Source organism: Derxia gummosa DSM 723 (genome assembly GCF_000482785.1).
In the GTDB taxonomy this organism is placed as follows: domain Bacteria; phylum Pseudomonadota; class Gammaproteobacteria; order Burkholderiales; family Burkholderiaceae_E; genus Derxia; species Derxia gummosa.
This window is the reverse complement of record NZ_KI519500.1, coordinates 85,518-100,272: the sequence shown is the minus strand read 5'-3', so window position 1 is coordinate 100,272 and position 14,755 is coordinate 85,518. Positions and strand designations below refer to the sequence as shown.

The 14,755-nt window shown below is 70.7% G+C and carries 11 protein-coding genes; 8 read left to right on the top strand and 3 right to left on the bottom strand.

The genetic code is table 11. The features are described from left to right. Positions 1–55 precede the first annotated feature (55 nt). The 8 genes from fdnG to dbpA all read left to right on the top strand — a co-directional run bounded on the left by fdnG (position 56) and on the right by dbpA (position 10,989). Positions 56–3,109 (top strand): formate dehydrogenase-N subunit alpha, encoded by a 3,054-nt coding sequence (gene fdnG / locus H566_RS0121540; RefSeq protein WP_084545398.1) that lies wholly within the window; start codon positions 56–58, stop codon positions 3,107–3,109. A gap of 9 nt (positions 3,110–3,118) precedes the next feature. After that, positions 3,119–4,060, top strand: coding sequence for a formate dehydrogenase subunit beta (gene fdxH / locus H566_RS26945; protein ID WP_051379130.1), 942 nt, complete (start codon positions 3,119–3,121; stop codon positions 4,058–4,060). Next, positions 4,057–4,689 (top strand): formate dehydrogenase subunit gamma, encoded by a 633-nt coding sequence (locus H566_RS0121530; RefSeq protein ID WP_028313064.1) that lies wholly within the window; start codon positions 4,057–4,059, stop codon positions 4,687–4,689. Before fdxH ends, H566_RS0121530 begins: the two co-directional genes overlap by 4 nt. A gap of 14 nt (positions 4,690–4,703) precedes the next feature. After that, the gene (fdhD, locus tag H566_RS26940) at positions 4,704–5,630 is read left to right on the top strand and encodes a formate dehydrogenase accessory sulfurtransferase FdhD (RefSeq protein WP_245591435.1); all 927 of its coding nucleotides are present in this window, start codon (positions 4,704–4,706) and stop codon (positions 5,628–5,630) included. Between the two features lie 180 nt (positions 5,631–5,810). Continuing rightward, complete coding sequence (locus H566_RS0121520; protein WP_028313063.1) at positions 5,811–6,899, top strand: formate dehydrogenase accessory protein FdhE; 1,089 nt, start codon at positions 5,811–5,813, stop codon at positions 6,897–6,899. Positions 6,900–7,027: 128 nt separating this feature from the next. Further along, positions 7,028–8,527: an MATE family efflux transporter gene (locus H566_RS0121515; RefSeq protein ID WP_028313062.1), complete on the top strand. Its 1,500-nt coding sequence runs from the start codon at positions 7,028–7,030 to the stop codon at positions 8,525–8,527. A gap of 51 nt (positions 8,528–8,578) precedes the next feature. After that, a complete protein-coding gene (locus H566_RS0121510) occupies positions 8,579–9,484 on the top strand; it encodes a bestrophin family protein (protein WP_028313061.1) in 906 nt (301 codons plus the stop codon). 113 nt (positions 9,485–9,597) lie between these two features. Then, entirely contained in the window at positions 9,598–10,989 is a 1,392-nt protein-coding gene (dbpA, locus tag H566_RS0121505; RefSeq protein WP_028313060.1) for an ATP-dependent RNA helicase DbpA, read from the top strand. A gap of 742 nt (positions 10,990–11,731) precedes the next feature. Here dbpA and H566_RS0121500 read toward each other — a convergent pair. From H566_RS0121500 to H566_RS0121490, 3 genes are all read right to left on the bottom strand, one after another. Beyond that, positions 11,732–12,790, bottom strand: coding sequence for an alkene reductase (locus H566_RS0121500; protein ID WP_028313059.1), 1,059 nt, complete (start codon positions 12,788–12,790; stop codon positions 11,732–11,734). Between the two features lie 79 nt (positions 12,791–12,869). Further along, positions 12,870–14,153 (bottom strand): MFS transporter, encoded by a 1,284-nt coding sequence (locus tag H566_RS26935; protein ID WP_084545387.1) that lies wholly within the window; start codon positions 14,151–14,153, stop codon positions 12,870–12,872. A gap of 64 nt (positions 14,154–14,217) precedes the next feature. Further along, positions 14,218–14,514 carry an ArsR/SmtB family transcription factor gene (locus H566_RS0121490; RefSeq protein WP_028313058.1) on the bottom strand — a complete coding sequence of 99 codons (297 nt, stop codon included), beginning with the start codon at positions 14,512–14,514 and terminating at the stop codon, positions 14,218–14,220. Between the last annotated feature and the right edge of the window lie 241 nt (positions 14,515–14,755).

The following is a 14,755-nucleotide window of genomic DNA, read 5'->3' as shown; positions in this document are numbered from 1 at the left end:
GCAAGGCGCGCGCCGGTCGGCAGATGCGCGCAGAACATCAGGGGGGATGCAGCTCATGCAGGTAACGCGACGCCAGTTCTTCAAGATCGGCGCGGCACAGGTGGCGGCGACGAGCCTCGTGGCGATGGGATTCTCGCCCGCCACCGCGCTCGCCGAAGTCCGCCAGTTCAAGCTCGCGCGGGCGAGCGAGACGCGCAACAACTGTCCGTACTGCTCGGTCGGTTGCGGAATCATCATGTACAGCCTCGGCGACAAGGCGAAGAACGCCAGGGCCGAGATCTTCCACATCGAGGGCGACCCCGACCATCCGGTCTCGCGCGGCTCGCTCTGCCCGAAGGGTGCGGGCCTGCTCGACTTCGTGCACAGCCCCAACCGCCTCAAGTACCCCGAGGTGCGCGAGGCCGGCAGCAACGAATGGAAGCGCATCGGCTGGCACGAGGCGATCGACCGCATCGCCAGGCTGATGAAGGAAGACCGCGACGCCAACTTCATCAAGGCCAACGACAAGGGCGTGCCGGTCAACCGCTGGAACACGACCACCTTCCTGGCCGCGTCGGCGTCGAGCAACGAGGCCGGCATCCTGACGCAGAAGTTCGCGCGCTCGATGGGCCTCGTCGCCTTCGACGCCCAGGCGCGCGTGTGCCATGGCCCGACCGTGCAAGCGCTTGCGACGACCTTCGGCCGCGGCGGCATGACCAACACCTGGGTCGACATCAAGAACGCCGACTTCATCCTCGTGATGGGCGGCAACGCGGCCGAGGCGCATCCGGTCGGCTTCAAGTGGGCGATCGAGGCCAAGAAGACGCGCGGCGCCAAGCTGGTGGTGGTGGACCCGCGCTTCAACCGCACGGCGGCGGTGGCCGACTACTACATGCCGATCCGCGTCGGCACCGACATCGCCTTCCTCGGCGGCGTCGTCAACTGGCTCATCGCCAACGAAAAGATTCATTGGGAATACGTCAAGGCCTACACCAACGCGAGCTTCATCGTCGCCGAGGGCTTCCACTTCGACGAGGGCCTGTTCTCGGGCTATGACGAGGCCAAGGGCAAGTACGACCGCAGCAGCTGGAACTACGAGTTCGACGCGAGCGGCAACGCGAAGGTGGACGAGACGCTGCAACACCCGCGCTGCGTCTGGCAGCTCATGAAGGCCCATTACGCGCGCTACACGCCCGAGATGGTCGAGCAGATCTGCGGCACGCCGAAGGCCGACTTCCTCAAGCTCGCGGGCTGGCTCGGCGAGCTGGCCGTGCCCGAGAAGGTCGGCACCATCCTCTACGCGCTCGGCTGGACCCAGCACACCGTCGGCACGCAGAACATCCGCACCATGGCGATGATCCAGCTGCTGCTCGGCAACATCGGCATGCCCGGCGGCGGCGTGAATGCGCTGCGCGGCCATTCCAATATCCAGGGCCTGTCGGACCTCGGCCTGCTCAGCACCTCGCTGCCCGGCTATCTCACGCTGCCGAGCGAGGCGCATGTCGATCTCAAGACCTATCTCGACAAGACCACGCCCAAGGCCGCGCGGCCCGACCAGCTCAACTACTGGGGCAACACGCCGAAGTTCTTCGTGAGCCTCATGAAATGGTTCTGGGGCGACAAGGCCACCAAGGACAACGACTGGGGCTACGACTGGCTGCCCAAGTGGGACAGGATGTACGACGTCCTGCAAAGCGCCGAGCTGATGCATCAGGGCAGGATGAACGGCCTCGTCTGCCAGGGCTTCAACCCGCTCGCCGCCTTCCCCGACAAGAACAAGATGTCGGGCGCGCTCGCCAAGCTCAAGTGGATGGTGACGATCGACCCGCTCGCCACCGAGACCGCGTCGTTCTGGCAGAACCACGGCGAGAGCAACGACGTGAACCCGGCCGACATCCGGACCACCGTGTTCCGCCTGCCGAGCACCTGCTTTGCCGAAGAGGACGGCGCCATCGTCAACTCCAGCCGCTGGCTGCAATGGCACTGGAAGGGCGCCGACGCGCCGGGCGAAGCCAAGGCCGACACCGAGATCATCGCCGAGCTGTTCGTGCGCCTGCGCGAGCTGTACAAGGCCGACGGCGGCACCGCGCCCGAGCCCATCCTCAACCTCGCCTGGCCCTACCGCGACCCGAAGAACCCGCTGCCCGAGGAACTGGCCAAGGAACTCAACGGCCGCGCGCTCGCCGACATTCCCGACCCCAAGGAGCCGGGCAAGACGCTCGTGAAGAAGGGCGAGCAGATTCCGGGCTTCGCGGTGCTGCAGGACGACGGCAGCACGATGAGCGCCTGCTGGATCTTTGCCGGCAGCTGGACTCAGGCCGGCAACCAGATGGCCCGCCGCGACAACACCGACACCGGCCACGGCAACACGCCGGGCTGGGCCTGGGCCTGGCCGGCCAACCGCCGCATCCTCTACAACCGCGCCTCGGCCGATCCGGCCGGCAAGCCCTGGGACCCGAAGCGCAAGCTCATCAGCTGGAACGGCGAGAAATGGGTCGGCGCCGACGTGCCCGACTACAAGATCGACAGCCCGCCCAACAGCGGCATGAGCCCCTTCATCATGAATCACGAGGGCGTGGGCCGGCTGTTTGCCGTGGACCGTTGCAGCGACGGCCCCTTCCCCGAGCATTACGAGCCGATGGAAAGCCCGATCGGCACCAACCCGCTCCACCCCAAGGTGGTGAGCAGCCCGGCGGTGCGCATCTTCAAGGGCGACCGCGAACGGCTCGGCACCAGCGCCGACTACCCGTATGTCGGCACCACCTACCGCCTGACCGAGCACTTCCTGTTCTGGACCAAGAACTCGAAGCTCAACGCCATCGCCCAGCCCGAGCAGTTCGTCGAGATCGGCGAGGCGCTCGCGAAGGAGAAGGGCATCGTCCAGGGCGACACGGTAAAGCTGGATTCCAAACGCGGCTTCATCAAGGCGAAGGCCGTCGTCACCAAGCGGATCAAGCCGCTCACGGTGGACGGCAGGACCGTGCACCAGATCGGCATCCCGCTGCACTGGGGCTTCGAGGGCCAGACGCGCAAGGGCTTCATCGCCAACACGCTCGCGCCCTTCGTCGGCGACTGCAACACGCAGACGCCCGAATACAAGGCCTTCCTCGTCAACATCGCCAAGGTCTGAGGCAGCGACATGGCATTGCAATCACTCGACATCCTGAAGCGCTCGGCCACGCCGACCGCGACCCCGCAAGTGCGCCAGACCACCGAGGTGGCCAAGCTCATCGACGTGACGACCTGCATCGGCTGCAAGGCCTGCCAGGTCGCCTGCTCGGAGTGGAACGACATCCGCGAGGAGGTCGGCACGAACATCGGCGTGTACGACAACCCCACCGACCTGAGCGCCAAGGCCTGGACGGTCATGCGCTTCAACGAGCATGAGGACGAGGCCGGCAAGCTCGAATGGCTGATCCGCAAGGACGGCTGCATGCATTGCGCCGACCCCGGCTGCCTCAAGGCCTGCCCGTCGCCGGGCGCGATCATCCAGTACGCGAACGGCATCGTGGACTTTCACGAAGAGAACTGCATCGGCTGCGGCTACTGCATCTCGGGCTGCCCGTTCAACGTGCCGCGCATCAATCAGAAGGACAACAAGGCCTACAAGTGCTCGCTGTGCTCGGACCGCGTGAGCGTCGGGCTGGAGCCGGCCTGCGTGAAGACCTGCCCGACCGGCGCGATCCAGTTCGGCTCGAAGGAGGACATGAAGGAAGTCGCCGCCGAGCGCATCACCGACCTGAAGACGCGCGGCTACGAGCAGGCCGGCCTCTACGACCCGGCCGGCGTCGGCGGCACCCATGTGATGTACGTGCTGCATCACGCCGACAAGCCCGAGCTGTACAGCAACCTGCCGAAGAACCCGCAGATCAGCACCACCGTGAGCTTCTGGAAGGGGCTGCTCAAGCCGCTGGCCTCGGTGGGCATCGCGGCGGCGGGGCTGTTCGGCTTCTTCCACTACATCACCGTCGGCCCGAACCGGGCGGATGAGGAGGAGGACTCCATCGATCCGCAGCCCGACCTGAGCAAGGTCGTGGTGCGCGTGAGCGGCCAGCAGAACACGACGGGAGACAAGGCATGAGCAAGGAAAAGCTGATCCAGCGCTACAGCGCGCCGGAGCGCATCAACCACTGGATCGTCGCGATCTGCTTCGTGCTGCTGGCGATCTCGGGGCTGGCCTTCTTCTACCCGGCCTTCTTCTGGCTGACGGGCGTGTTCGGCACGCCTCAGCTCGCGCGCATCGTCCACCCGTTCGTGGGCGTGGTGATGTTCGCGGGCTTCGTGCGGCAGTTCTTCCGCTACTGGCACCACAACTTCATCACCGCGCAGGACGTGGAATGGATGAAGTCGGTCGGCACGGTGCTGAAGGGCCACGAGGTGGGCGACACGGGCAAGTACAACGGCGGCCAGAAGGGCATGTTCTGGCACATGAGCCTGTGCATGGGCCTGCTGATGCTGACGGGCATCGTGATCTGGCGCGAGTACTTCTCGATCCACTTCCCGATCCCGGTCATCCGCGCGGCGCTGCTCGTGCATTCGATGAGCGCGCTGGCGCTGATCGCCGGGATCATCGTGCACGTGTACGCGGCCTTGTGGGTCAAGGGCACGATCCGCGCGATGGTGGAAGGCGTCGTCACCCATGCCTGGGCGAAGAAGCATCACCCGCGCTGGTATCGCGAGGTGACGCAAGGCAGGCAGCAGGGCCATTGAGCGAGGCGGCGGCGATGGACGGGATCGACAGCCTCGCGGGCCTGCCGCGCGCGCCGGCTGCGGGCGCGGCGCCGGGCCTGGGCGATGGCGTCGCGGCGCGTATGCCGGCGCGCGCCGACGCCGATCTGCAAGCGCTTGCGGGTGCCGGCTTCCGCGTCCGCGCCGTCACCCGCCATGGCCGCGACGGCGCGGTCGAGACCACCGACCGGCTCGCCGAGGAAGTGCCGGTGGCGCTGGTGTTCAACGGCATCTCGCATGCGGTGATGCTCGCGACGCCGGCCGACCTCGACGACTTCGCGCTCGGCTTCAGCCTGGTGGAAGGCATCGCCGCGACGCCGCGCGACATTCGCGGCATCGAGGCGGTGGAAGGCTGCGACGGCATTGCGCTGGAAATCGAGCTGGCCCCGGCGCGCTTCATGGCGCTGAAGGAGCGCCGCCGCAGCCTCGCCGGCAAGACCGGCTGCGGCCTGTGCGGCGTGGACAGCCTCGACGCGCTGGACCTCAACCTCGCGCCGGTGCCGCGCGGCGTGCCGCTGCGGCGCTCGGCGATCGAGGCGGCGCTCGCGGCGCTGCCCGCGCGGCAGCCGCTGTTCGCGGCGACGGGCGCCGTGCATGCCGCCGCGCGCGCGCTGGCCGACGGCAGCCTCGTCGCCGTGCGCGAGGACGTCGGCCGGCACAACGCGCTCGACAAGCTCGTCGGCCATTGCGCGCGCCGCGCCGATCCCGACCCGGCGGACGGCTTCGTGCTGGTGTCGAGCCGCGCGAGCTACGAGATGGTCCAGAAGACGGCCGCCGCCGGCATCGGCTGCCTCGTGGCGATGTCGGCGCCGACGGCGCGCGCCGCCGCGCTGGCCGAGCGGCTCGGCGTCACGCTCTGCGGTTTCGCGCGGCCGGGGCGGCTCGTGGTTGCGAGCCATCCGGCGCGGCTGCTGGCAGACTGAGCGTCCATCCGCGTCCGCACGGCCGCGCCGGCCGATCCATCGGCACGCGGCGCGACGCGTGCCCGCCGCGCGCGGCCGATCGTCCCGCGCGGGGATGACCCGAACGCGCCTCGCGCCGGCCCCGGCGCGTGCCGACCGCGTCCGGCCCCGGCGCGCTCCTGTTTCTCCTGAAGGTTTCCCATGAGCTTCAAGCCCATCAGCATCATCCGCGACGCGCTCGGCATGGGCGGCACGCCCGCCGCCGACGGCAGCGCCGCCGCGCCCGACGCGATCACGCCGCCGGTGTTCGATCCGCCCGGCGCCTCCGACTGGCGCCCCGACCCCGCCGCGCGCGTGCGCGCGCCGTCGCGCACTGTGTTCGCGCGCCGCGCCGCGCGCCTGCGCCAGCTCGCCGACGGCCATGCGCTCGCCGACTTCCTGCTGTTCTGCGCCGCGCTCTGCGACGAGCAGCAGCGCCTGCTCGACAGCGACGATGGCCATTGCGCCCTCGGCGGCCTGCGCGTGAACCTCGACGCGATCGTCGCCGGCCTGCGTCCGCGCTTCACGCCCGGCATCGCGGCGGCGGTGGCCGATCTCCAGGCGCGCGACGACACCAGCCTCGGCCTGCTCGGCGTCAACCTCGCGGGCGGCCGCCTGCCCGAGGCCGGCGCGGCCTTCGCGGCGCTGCCGGTGCTGGGCGCGGCCTTGCAGGTGGGCGCGGTGCGCTCGGCGCTCGTCAACGCCGCCACGGCTGAACTGCCCGACCATGAAGTGCTGGCCTGTCCGGTCTGCGGCGGCGCGCCGGTCGCGTCCGTGCTCAGGCGCGGCGAATCGGGCCAGGCCGAGCGCCATGCCGTGTGCGGCGTGTGCGCGAGCGAATGGCATGTGTCGCGCATCCGCTGCCTCGCCTGCGGCGGACACGAGGGCATCAGCTATCAGGCGCTGGTGGCCGACGGCGATGCAAGCGTTGCCGACGCCACGGCCGCCAGCGTCGCGGGCGCCGTCGCCACGCCGGCCGGCGCCGACGAAGCCAGCGGCGCGCCGAAGCACAGGCGCCCGGCTGTCGAGCTGGAGTGCTGCGACAACTGCCATGCCGCCACCAAGATCGTCTCGCTCGAACGCGATCCGGCGGTCGATCCCGTGGCCGACGACCTCGCCACGCTGCCGCTCGACTGGCTCGCCGCCGAGGAAGGCTGGCTGCGCTACGGCTTCAACCTGTTCTTCCTCGCGCCGGAAGAGGAGGTGATCGAGGGCGACGACGACTTCGCCGAGGAGGACGGGCGGGCCTGACGCCCGCGCGGCACCGGTGCGGTCCGCTGCCGCCGTCTTCAGGCGGTGGAGTGACGGCTGGCGCTGAAGATGCTCTGACCGCATGTTGATGGCGTGGCAACATGCGGAAAATACTCTCTCCCACCGCCATGTCCTGCCCAGATTCCGCCGTCGGCACGCCGTCTCGCCGGCGCCTGCCCGGTCTGTCCCCCGCGCTGCGGCGCAGCTTCGGCCTTGCATGGCCGGTCGCCTTCCAGGACTTCGCGCTCATCCTCACGCAGTTCGTCGTGCTGCTCATGGCGGCGCGGCTCGGCAGCGTGTCGATCGCGGCGGTCGGCCTTGTCGACACCATCTCCTTCGCGGTCACGATCACGCTCACCTCGCTCGCGGTCGGCACCGCGGTCATGACCGCGCATGCGGTCGGCGCGGGGCGGACCGACCTGGTCGAGGGCGCGGCGCGCGCCGGGCTGCTGCTCGGCCTCGGCGCGGGCGCCGCCTGCGCGCTGGCGCTGGAGATCGGCCGCCATGCGCTCTTCCTGCGGCTGTTTCCGGGCACTTCGGCCGAGGTGGTGGACGAGGCGATGCGCTACCAGCGCTGGATCGTGCTCGGCTTCCTGCCGGCGGCGGTCGAGTTGGTTGGCTCGGGCGCGCTGCGCGGGCGCGGCCAGACCCGCTTCGCGATGCTGGTCAACCTGCTGATGTCGGCGCTCAACCTGCTGCTCGCCTGGCTGTGGATCGAGGGCGCGGCGGGCTTCGCGCCGCTGGGCGTGACGGGCGCGGGGCTGGCGCAGTTCATCGCGCGCTGCGCCGGCGCGGTGGCGGTGCTGGTGGTGCTGCGCGGCAGCCTGCGCTGGCCGGCGTGGCGGCGCGGATGGGGCAGCCTGCGCTGGCAGGCGTGGCGGAGTGGACGGGCCGGTGCCGGCGGCCTCCCGCGATCCGCCGCTGGCGCCGCCGGGTCAGGCGCCGCCGACGGCAATCTGTTCCGCGCCCTCGTAGCGATCAGCCTGCCGACCGCGCTCGAATCGCTGCTGTTCGCGGTCGGCAAGCTGCTCGGTCAGACCTTCGTCGCGGGCATGGGCACGGCGGCGGTCGCGGCCAACGCGATCGCGGCGGCGATCGTCAGCCTGCTGTTCATCCCGGGCAACGCGCTCGGCACGGCGGCGTCGACGCTGGTGGGGCAGGCGCTCGGGCGCGGCGACCGCGCGGCGGCGCGCGCGACCCTGGCCGCCGTGCTGCGCGCGGCCGGCGCGGTGCTGCTGCCGCTGGCGGTCACGGTGGCGCTGGGCGCGGGCTTCATCGCCGATGTCTATCGCGCCGAGCCGGCGGTGCGCGCGATGGCGCTGCCGGCCGTATGGGGCAGTTGCGCCAGCCTCGTGATCTGGCCCCTGTCCTTCGTGCTGCCGGCCGGCCTGCGCGGCGCGGGCGACGCGCGTCACACGATGCTGGTGGCGGTCGGCACGATGTGGGCCGGGCGCGTGGTGATCGGCTGGACGCTGGGCGTCTGGCTCGGCTTCGGCATGGTGGGCGTGTGGGCCGGCATGTATGCCGACTGGTTCCTGCGCGCCGGGCTGTACTGGTGGCGCTTTCGCGGCGAGGGCTGGATGCGGCGGCGTGTGCTGGGCGCGGCCGCCACGCCGAACGAGACTTGAGGGCCGCGCGCGGCTAGCATCGCGCTCCTTTTTCCCGCGCAGCTCTCCGCCATGCCCCGCCAGCCCCATCCGCACTGGTTCCGAATGCTGTTCGCCGTGCGCGGCTCCGTGCTGCCGCGCATCGCGCTCCAGCTCTTCCTCACCTTCGCGATGGGCTGCTGGGCGATGTACGCCTCGACGCTGCCCTGGCCGTGGAACCTCGGCTACACGCCTGCGCCCTTCGGTTTCCTGGGCGTGTCGCTCGCGGTGTTCCTGGGCTTTCGCAACAGCGCGGCCTATGACCGCTGGTGGGAGGCGCGCAAGCTCTGGGGGCTGGTGGTCATCAACACGCGCAGCCTCGGGCGCGAGGCGCTGAGCCTCGTCGATTCGCCGGCGCGCGCGCGGCGGCTCATCGGCCTGTCGATCGCCTTCGCGCATGCGATGCGCCATCGCCTGCAGGAGACCGACGCGCGCATGGCGCTCGCACCCTGGCTCGCGCCGGCCGACATCGACGCGGTGCTCGCCGTGCGTTCGCCGCCCCAGGCCGTGCTCGGCCTGCTCTCGCGCGAGCTGGCCGAGGCGCGGCGCGCGGGCGAGGTGAACCCGGTGCTGCTGCCCGCGATGGAAGAGCGCATCGGCCAGCTCGAATTCGCGCTCGGCAGCTGCGAGCGGCTTGCCTTCACGCCGATGCCCTTCACCTACGCGGTCATCATCCACCGCACGGTCCACCTCTATTGCATCGCGCTGCCCTTCGGCCTTGCGCAGACCGTCGGGCTGCTGACGCCCGTGGTCACCACCTTCGTCGCCTATCCCTTCTTCGCGCTGGAAGCGCTGGCGCAGGAGATCGAGGACCCCTTCGGCGAGTCGATCAACGCGATCGGGCTGGAGGAGATGGTGGCCGGCATCGAGCGTGAGCTGCGCGGGCTGATGGCGCAGGCCGACGCCGGCCAGCCGCCGATCGTGCGCGTCGCCGGCTGACGTATCCCGCCACCTCGCGCGCGTTACCCGTCCGCCCCATCGCGCGGCGCCTGCCGCCGGCCGGCACGGGCAACACCCGCCGGTACCCGCGCCGTCTCCCGCACAATCCGCCGATGACTGAAGCCACCACCTCCTTTGCCACGCTGCCGCTGCCCGCGGCCGTGCTCGCCAACCTCGCCGCGCTCGGCTACGACGCGATGACGCCGATCCAGGCCGCGAGCCTGCCGCTCGCGCTCGCCGGCCGCGACCTCATCGCCCAGGCCCGCACCGGCAGCGGCAAGACCGCCGCCTTCGGCATCCCGCTGCTGCAACGGCTCAACCAGCGCTGGTTCGCGCCCCAGGCGCTCGTGCTCTGCCCGACGCGCGAACTGGCCGACCAGGTCGCGCAGGAAGTGCGCCGCCTCGCCCGCGCCGAAGACAACATCAAGGTGCTGACCCTGTGCGGCGGCACCACCATCGGCCCGCAGATCGCGAGCCTCGAACACGGCGCCCACGTCATCATCGGCACGCCGGGCCGCGTGATGGACCACCTCGATCGCGGCACGCTGAGCCTCGACGCCATCAACTGCCTCGTGCTCGACGAGGCCGACCGCATGCTCGACATGGGCTTCGTCGACGACATCACCGCCGTGGCCAAGCTGTGCCCGCCCGAGCGGCTGACGCTGCTGTTCTCGGCCACCTATCCCGAGGGCATCCAGAAGCTCGCGCGCCAGTTCATGCGCAACCCCGAGCAGGTGACGGTCGCGGGCCAGCATGCGCCGGCCAAGATCCGCCAGGTGTTCTACGAGATCGAGGACAACGAGCGCCTGCACACCGTCGGCCGCCTGCTCGACCACTGGCGCCCGGTCGGCACGATCGCCTTCTGCAACACCAAGCAGCAATGCCGCGACCTGACCGACGTGCTGCGCGCCGAGGGCTACTCGGCGCTCGAACTGCACGGCGACCTGGAGCAGCGCGAGCGCGACCAGGTGCTGATCCGCTTCGCCAACCGCAGCTGCTCGGTGCTTGTCGCGACCGACGTGGCCGCGCGCGGGCTCGACATCGCCAAGCTCGACGCGGTCATCAACGTGGACGTGACGCCCGACCCCGAGGTGCATGTGCACCGCATCGGCCGCACCGGCCGTGCCGACGCCGAGGGCCATGCCTTCAGCCTCGTGAGTCGGCGCGAGATGCACCGCGCCACCGCGATCGAGCGCGAACTCGGCCGCGAGATGGAATGGGCCTCGCCCGACACGCTCAAGCCCGCGAGCGCCGAGCCGCTGGTCGCGCCGATGGTCACGGTGCAGATCCTCGGCGGCAAGAAGGAAAAGATGCGCCCCGGCGACGTGCTGGGCGCGCTCACGAAGGACATGGGCTTTGCCGGCGCGCAGATCGGGAAGATCAACGTGACGGACTGGAATACCTATGTGGCGGTGGAGCGTGGGATTGCCGAGAAGGTGCTGAGCAAGCTGGCGGCGGGGGCGGTGAAGGGGCGGCGGGTGAAGGTGCGGCTGCTGACGGACTGACGGCGGTTGCAGCGCGCTGCGCTTGGGCTGCATGTGTTTGCAGGCAGCGGCGCCGCGCGCGAGGGGGCCGGGTTGCGGCGCCGACTGGCTGCGCCCCGCCGCGTCGCGGCAGGGTTCCCGGGCGGTGATGCGAGGCCCGGGCCGGTCCGCAAACTCGGGGCTGCGCCCCTCAGACATGCGGACCTGAGCGGCTGCGCCGCTCGCCCGGGCCTCGCATCACCGCCCGGCTTGCCAGAAGGCGCCGCAACCCGGCTCCCTCGCGCGCGGCGCCTCGTGAGCGCGGTGAGGCCGTGGGCAGGGGCGCGGAGCCGGCGAAAAGGACTTGAAGCTGTGCCTCAACGACGCTCGCTCGTTCGTCCGACTGTCAGTTGAGCTGGACTGCGCTTCCGCTTCGCTGACCGAGTTTCGCTGACCGACCGGAAGCCACGCTCAGGCCAAGCCCGAGCTCCACCCGTCGAGCAGCCCCTGATCAGGCAGAGCGCATGAGCCCGCCGGGGTGCGCGGGGGTGGGGCCGGGGCGCCTTCTGGCGCGCCGAGTCGTGATGCGTGGATCGGGTGAGCGGCGCAGCCGCTCAGGTCCGCATGTCTGAGGGGCGAAGCCCCGAGTTGGCGGACCGGGCCCGATCCGCGCATCACGGCGAGGGCACCCGCCGCAGGCGGGCGCGGCCAGTCGGCGCCCCGGCCCCACCCCCGCGCGCCCCGGCGGGCAATTAAAGAACGCGGCCTGAGAAGCAGGCGTCCGTCAGCCAGCGAGCACCGGATAGTCCGTGTAGCCCGTCGCCCCGCCGAAGTAGAACGTGGACATGTCCTGGAGCGCATTCAGCTCCGCTCCGCGCTCCAGCCGTGTCACCAGGTCCGGCGTGCCGATGAAGTCCTTGCCGAAGGCCACCGCATCCGCCGTGCCCGCGTCCAGCAGCGCCTGCGCCGACGCCTTCGTCAGCTTCTCGTTCGCCACGTAGATGCCCCCGAAAGCCTTCTTCAGCAGCGGCCCGAGGCTGTCCTCGGCCACGGCTTCGCGCGCGCAGATGAAGGCGATGCCGCGCTTGCCCAGCTCGCGCGCCACGTAGCCGAAGGTCTCGGCCGGCGTCGCGTCGCCCATCGTGTGCACGTCGCGGCGCGGGGCCAGATGCATGCCCACACGGCCGGCGCCGAACACGGCGATGCAGGCGTCCGTCACTTCGAGCATCAGGCGGGCGCGGTTCTCGATGCTGCCGCCGTATTCGTCGGTGCGCAGGTTGGTGCTGCTTTGCAGGAACTGGTCGAGCAGATAGCCGTTGGCGCCGTGGATCTCCACGCCGTCGAAGCCGGCGCGCTTCGCGTTCTCGGCCGCCTTGCCGTAGATGGCTGCAAGCGCTTTCACCTCGGCGGTTTCGAGCGCGCGCGGCGTGACGAAGGGACGCTCGGGGCGCAGCAGGCTCACATGGCCCTGGGCCGCGATCGCGCTCGGCGCCACGGGCAGCTTGCCGTCGAGATAGTGCGGATCGCTGATGCGGCCCACATGCCAGAGCTGGGCGAAGATGCGCCCGCCCTTGTCGTGCACGGCCTGCGTGACCAGCTTCCAGCCCTCGACCTGGGCATCGCTCCACAGGCCCGGGGTGTCGGGATAGCCGACGCCGTCGGGCGTGACCGCCACGGCTTCCGACAGGATCAGGCCGGCGCCGGCGCGCTGGGCGTAGTACTCGGCCATGAGGGCGTTGGGCACGCGGCCTTCGCTCGCGCGGCAGCGCGTGAGCGGCGCCATGAAGATGCGGTTCGGCAGGTCGAGATCGCCGACGCGGATGGGTTCGAACAACGAGGGCATGTCTTCTCCTTGGTGTGCCGGTGGGGGAGTGCGCCCGGCGGGCGCGGGTAAAGGGTCGGGAGGCTGGCGCCGGCGGGATTCAGCGGCGCGCGGCGCAGTCGCTTGCAAGGGCTTGCAGGCCGGCCGGTGCCGGCGCGGCATGACCGTGCGGCGCGGCGGTCGTCGATGCCGGATGGGCGTGCGTCTCGGCGCCGGCCTGCGTCGCGTCATGCGCGGGCTTCGGCATCAGCGCCGGCGCCGTCGCCAGCCGCGACACCGCCAGCCCGACCAGCGCGGCAAGCGCCGACACGATCGGCACGGCGCCCAGGCCGAGTCCGGCGTCGATCGTCACGCCGCCGAGCCAGGCGCCGATCGCGTTGCCGAGGTTGAAGGCGCCGATGTTGAGCGTCGCGACGAGGTTGGGCGCGCGGTGGCCGTGGTTCACCACGTTCAGTTGCAGCGCCGGCCCGGCGGTGAAGCTCGCGGCCGACCACAGAAAGACGGTGATCTCGGCCAGCACGAAGCTGCGCGCGGTGAGGGCGAAGGCGGCGGCGATCACCGCCGTCGAGATGAAGGTGATGGCGAGCGAGCGCCGGATGCCGGCGTCGGCCATGCGCCCGCCGACGAGGTTGCCGACAGTCGCGCCCACGCCCGCCACGAGCAGCGTGCCGGTCACGCCCTCGGGCGACAGCTTCGTCACGTCGAGCAGCAGCGGCGCGATGTAGGTGAACAGCGTGAACATCGCCGCGCTCGACATGACGGTGGTGGCGAGCGCGAGCAGCAGGCCGCGGTCGGCCAGTCCGCGCAGTTCGCGGCCGATGCTGTCGCCGGCTGGCGGCGTCTGGCGCGGCAGCAGTGCGAGCAGCGATGCAAGCGCTATCACGCCCAGGCCGCTCACGGCCCAGAAGGTCGCGCGCCAGCCTTCGTGCTGGCCGAGCGCGGTGCCGAGCGGCACGCCGATGATGTTGGAGATGGTCAGCCCGGCGAACACCAGCGACACCGCCGATGCCTGCCGCCCCGGCGCCGCGAGCGTGGCCGCCACCACCGAGCCGATGCCGAAGAAGGCGCCGTGGCACAGCGAGGTCACGACGCGCGCCGCCATCAGCAGCCAGTAGTTGCCGGCGGTTGCGCACATCACGTTGCCGGCGATGAAGATGGCCATCAGCAGCACGAGCGCCGCCTTGCGTTCGAGCTTGCGCGTGGCGATCGCCATGAGCGGCGCGCCGAAGGCCACGCCGAGCGCATAGCCGCCGACGAGCCAGCCCGCGACGGGAATGGACACGGCGAGGTCGCGCGCCACCTCGGGCAGCAGGCCCATGACGACGAACTCGGTCGTGCCGATGGCGAAGGTACTGATCGCGAGCGCGAGAAGGGCTGGGGACATGGAGGAGCTTTCGGGTCGGCGCGCCGCGCCGCCTCTGCGGGCGGCTGCGGCGCGCGTTTGCGGGTCAGAGATCGGTCTTCATCGCTGCGAGGAAGGCGGCGATCGCCTTCTCGTCGCGCTTGTAGAGCACCCACTGGCCGGCGCGCTGCGAGGTGACGAGGCCGGCGCGTTCGAGCACCGCCATGTGCGCCGACACGGTCGATTGCGACAGCCCGGCGCGCTCCCAGATGCGGCCGACGCACACGCCGTCCTCCCAGGCGTGGTTCTGCTCGGTGAAGTGGGTTTCGGGGTCCTTGAGCCAGCCGAGGATGTCGCGGCGGACGGGGTTGGCGAGGGCCTTGAGGATGTCGTCGAGGTCCATGACGGAGCGGGGTGTTGCGGTGGATCGGGATATTGGCATATCGGGAAATGGCGATGCATCGAAATATGTAACGGGTTGCCCGACGTCCGCCTCAAGTCGCCGACGGCTTCCTGGCCAGCATTCCACGCGTCATGGCCGTGAATGACCCGGCAGGCGCGCTTGGACGGATGCGACCAGGCCTGGCGGTGCCTTCAGTCGGCCGCAATCCGCCGCGGGAACGGTCCTGCCGGCGGCCCGAATT

Excerpts from the sequence above, each read along its gene's own strand:
- fdnG (WP_084545398.1), top strand. The coding sequence starts at position 56 with ATGCAGGTAACGCGACGCCAGTTCTTCAAGATCGGCGCGGCACAGGTG.
- fdxH (WP_051379130.1), top strand. The coding sequence starts at position 3,119 with ATGGCATTGCAATCACTCGACATCCTGAAGCGCTCGGCCACGCCGACC.
- H566_RS0121530 (WP_028313064.1), top strand. The coding sequence starts at position 4,057 with ATGAGCAAGGAAAAGCTGATCCAGCGCTACAGCGCGCCGGAGCGCATC.
- fdhD (WP_245591435.1), top strand. The coding sequence starts at position 4,704 with ATGGACGGGATCGACAGCCTCGCGGGCCTGCCGCGCGCGCCGGCTGCG.
- H566_RS0121520 (WP_028313063.1), top strand. The coding sequence starts at position 5,811 with ATGAGCTTCAAGCCCATCAGCATCATCCGCGACGCGCTCGGCATGGGC.
- H566_RS0121515 (WP_028313062.1), top strand. The coding sequence starts at position 7,028 with ATGTCCTGCCCAGATTCCGCCGTCGGCACGCCGTCTCGCCGGCGCCTG.
- H566_RS0121510 (WP_028313061.1), top strand. The coding sequence starts at position 8,579 with ATGCCCCGCCAGCCCCATCCGCACTGGTTCCGAATGCTGTTCGCCGTG.
- dbpA (WP_028313060.1), top strand. The coding sequence starts at position 9,598 with ATGACTGAAGCCACCACCTCCTTTGCCACGCTGCCGCTGCCCGCGGCC.
- H566_RS0121500 (WP_028313059.1), bottom strand. The coding sequence starts at position 12,790 with ATGCCCTCGTTGTTCGAACCCATCCGCGTCGGCGATCTCGACCTGCCG.
- H566_RS26935 (WP_084545387.1), bottom strand. The coding sequence starts at position 14,153 with ATGTCCCCAGCCCTTCTCGCGCTCGCGATCAGTACCTTCGCCATCGGC.
- H566_RS0121490 (WP_028313058.1), bottom strand. The coding sequence starts at position 14,514 with ATGGACCTCGACGACATCCTCAAGGCCCTCGCCAACCCCGTCCGCCGC.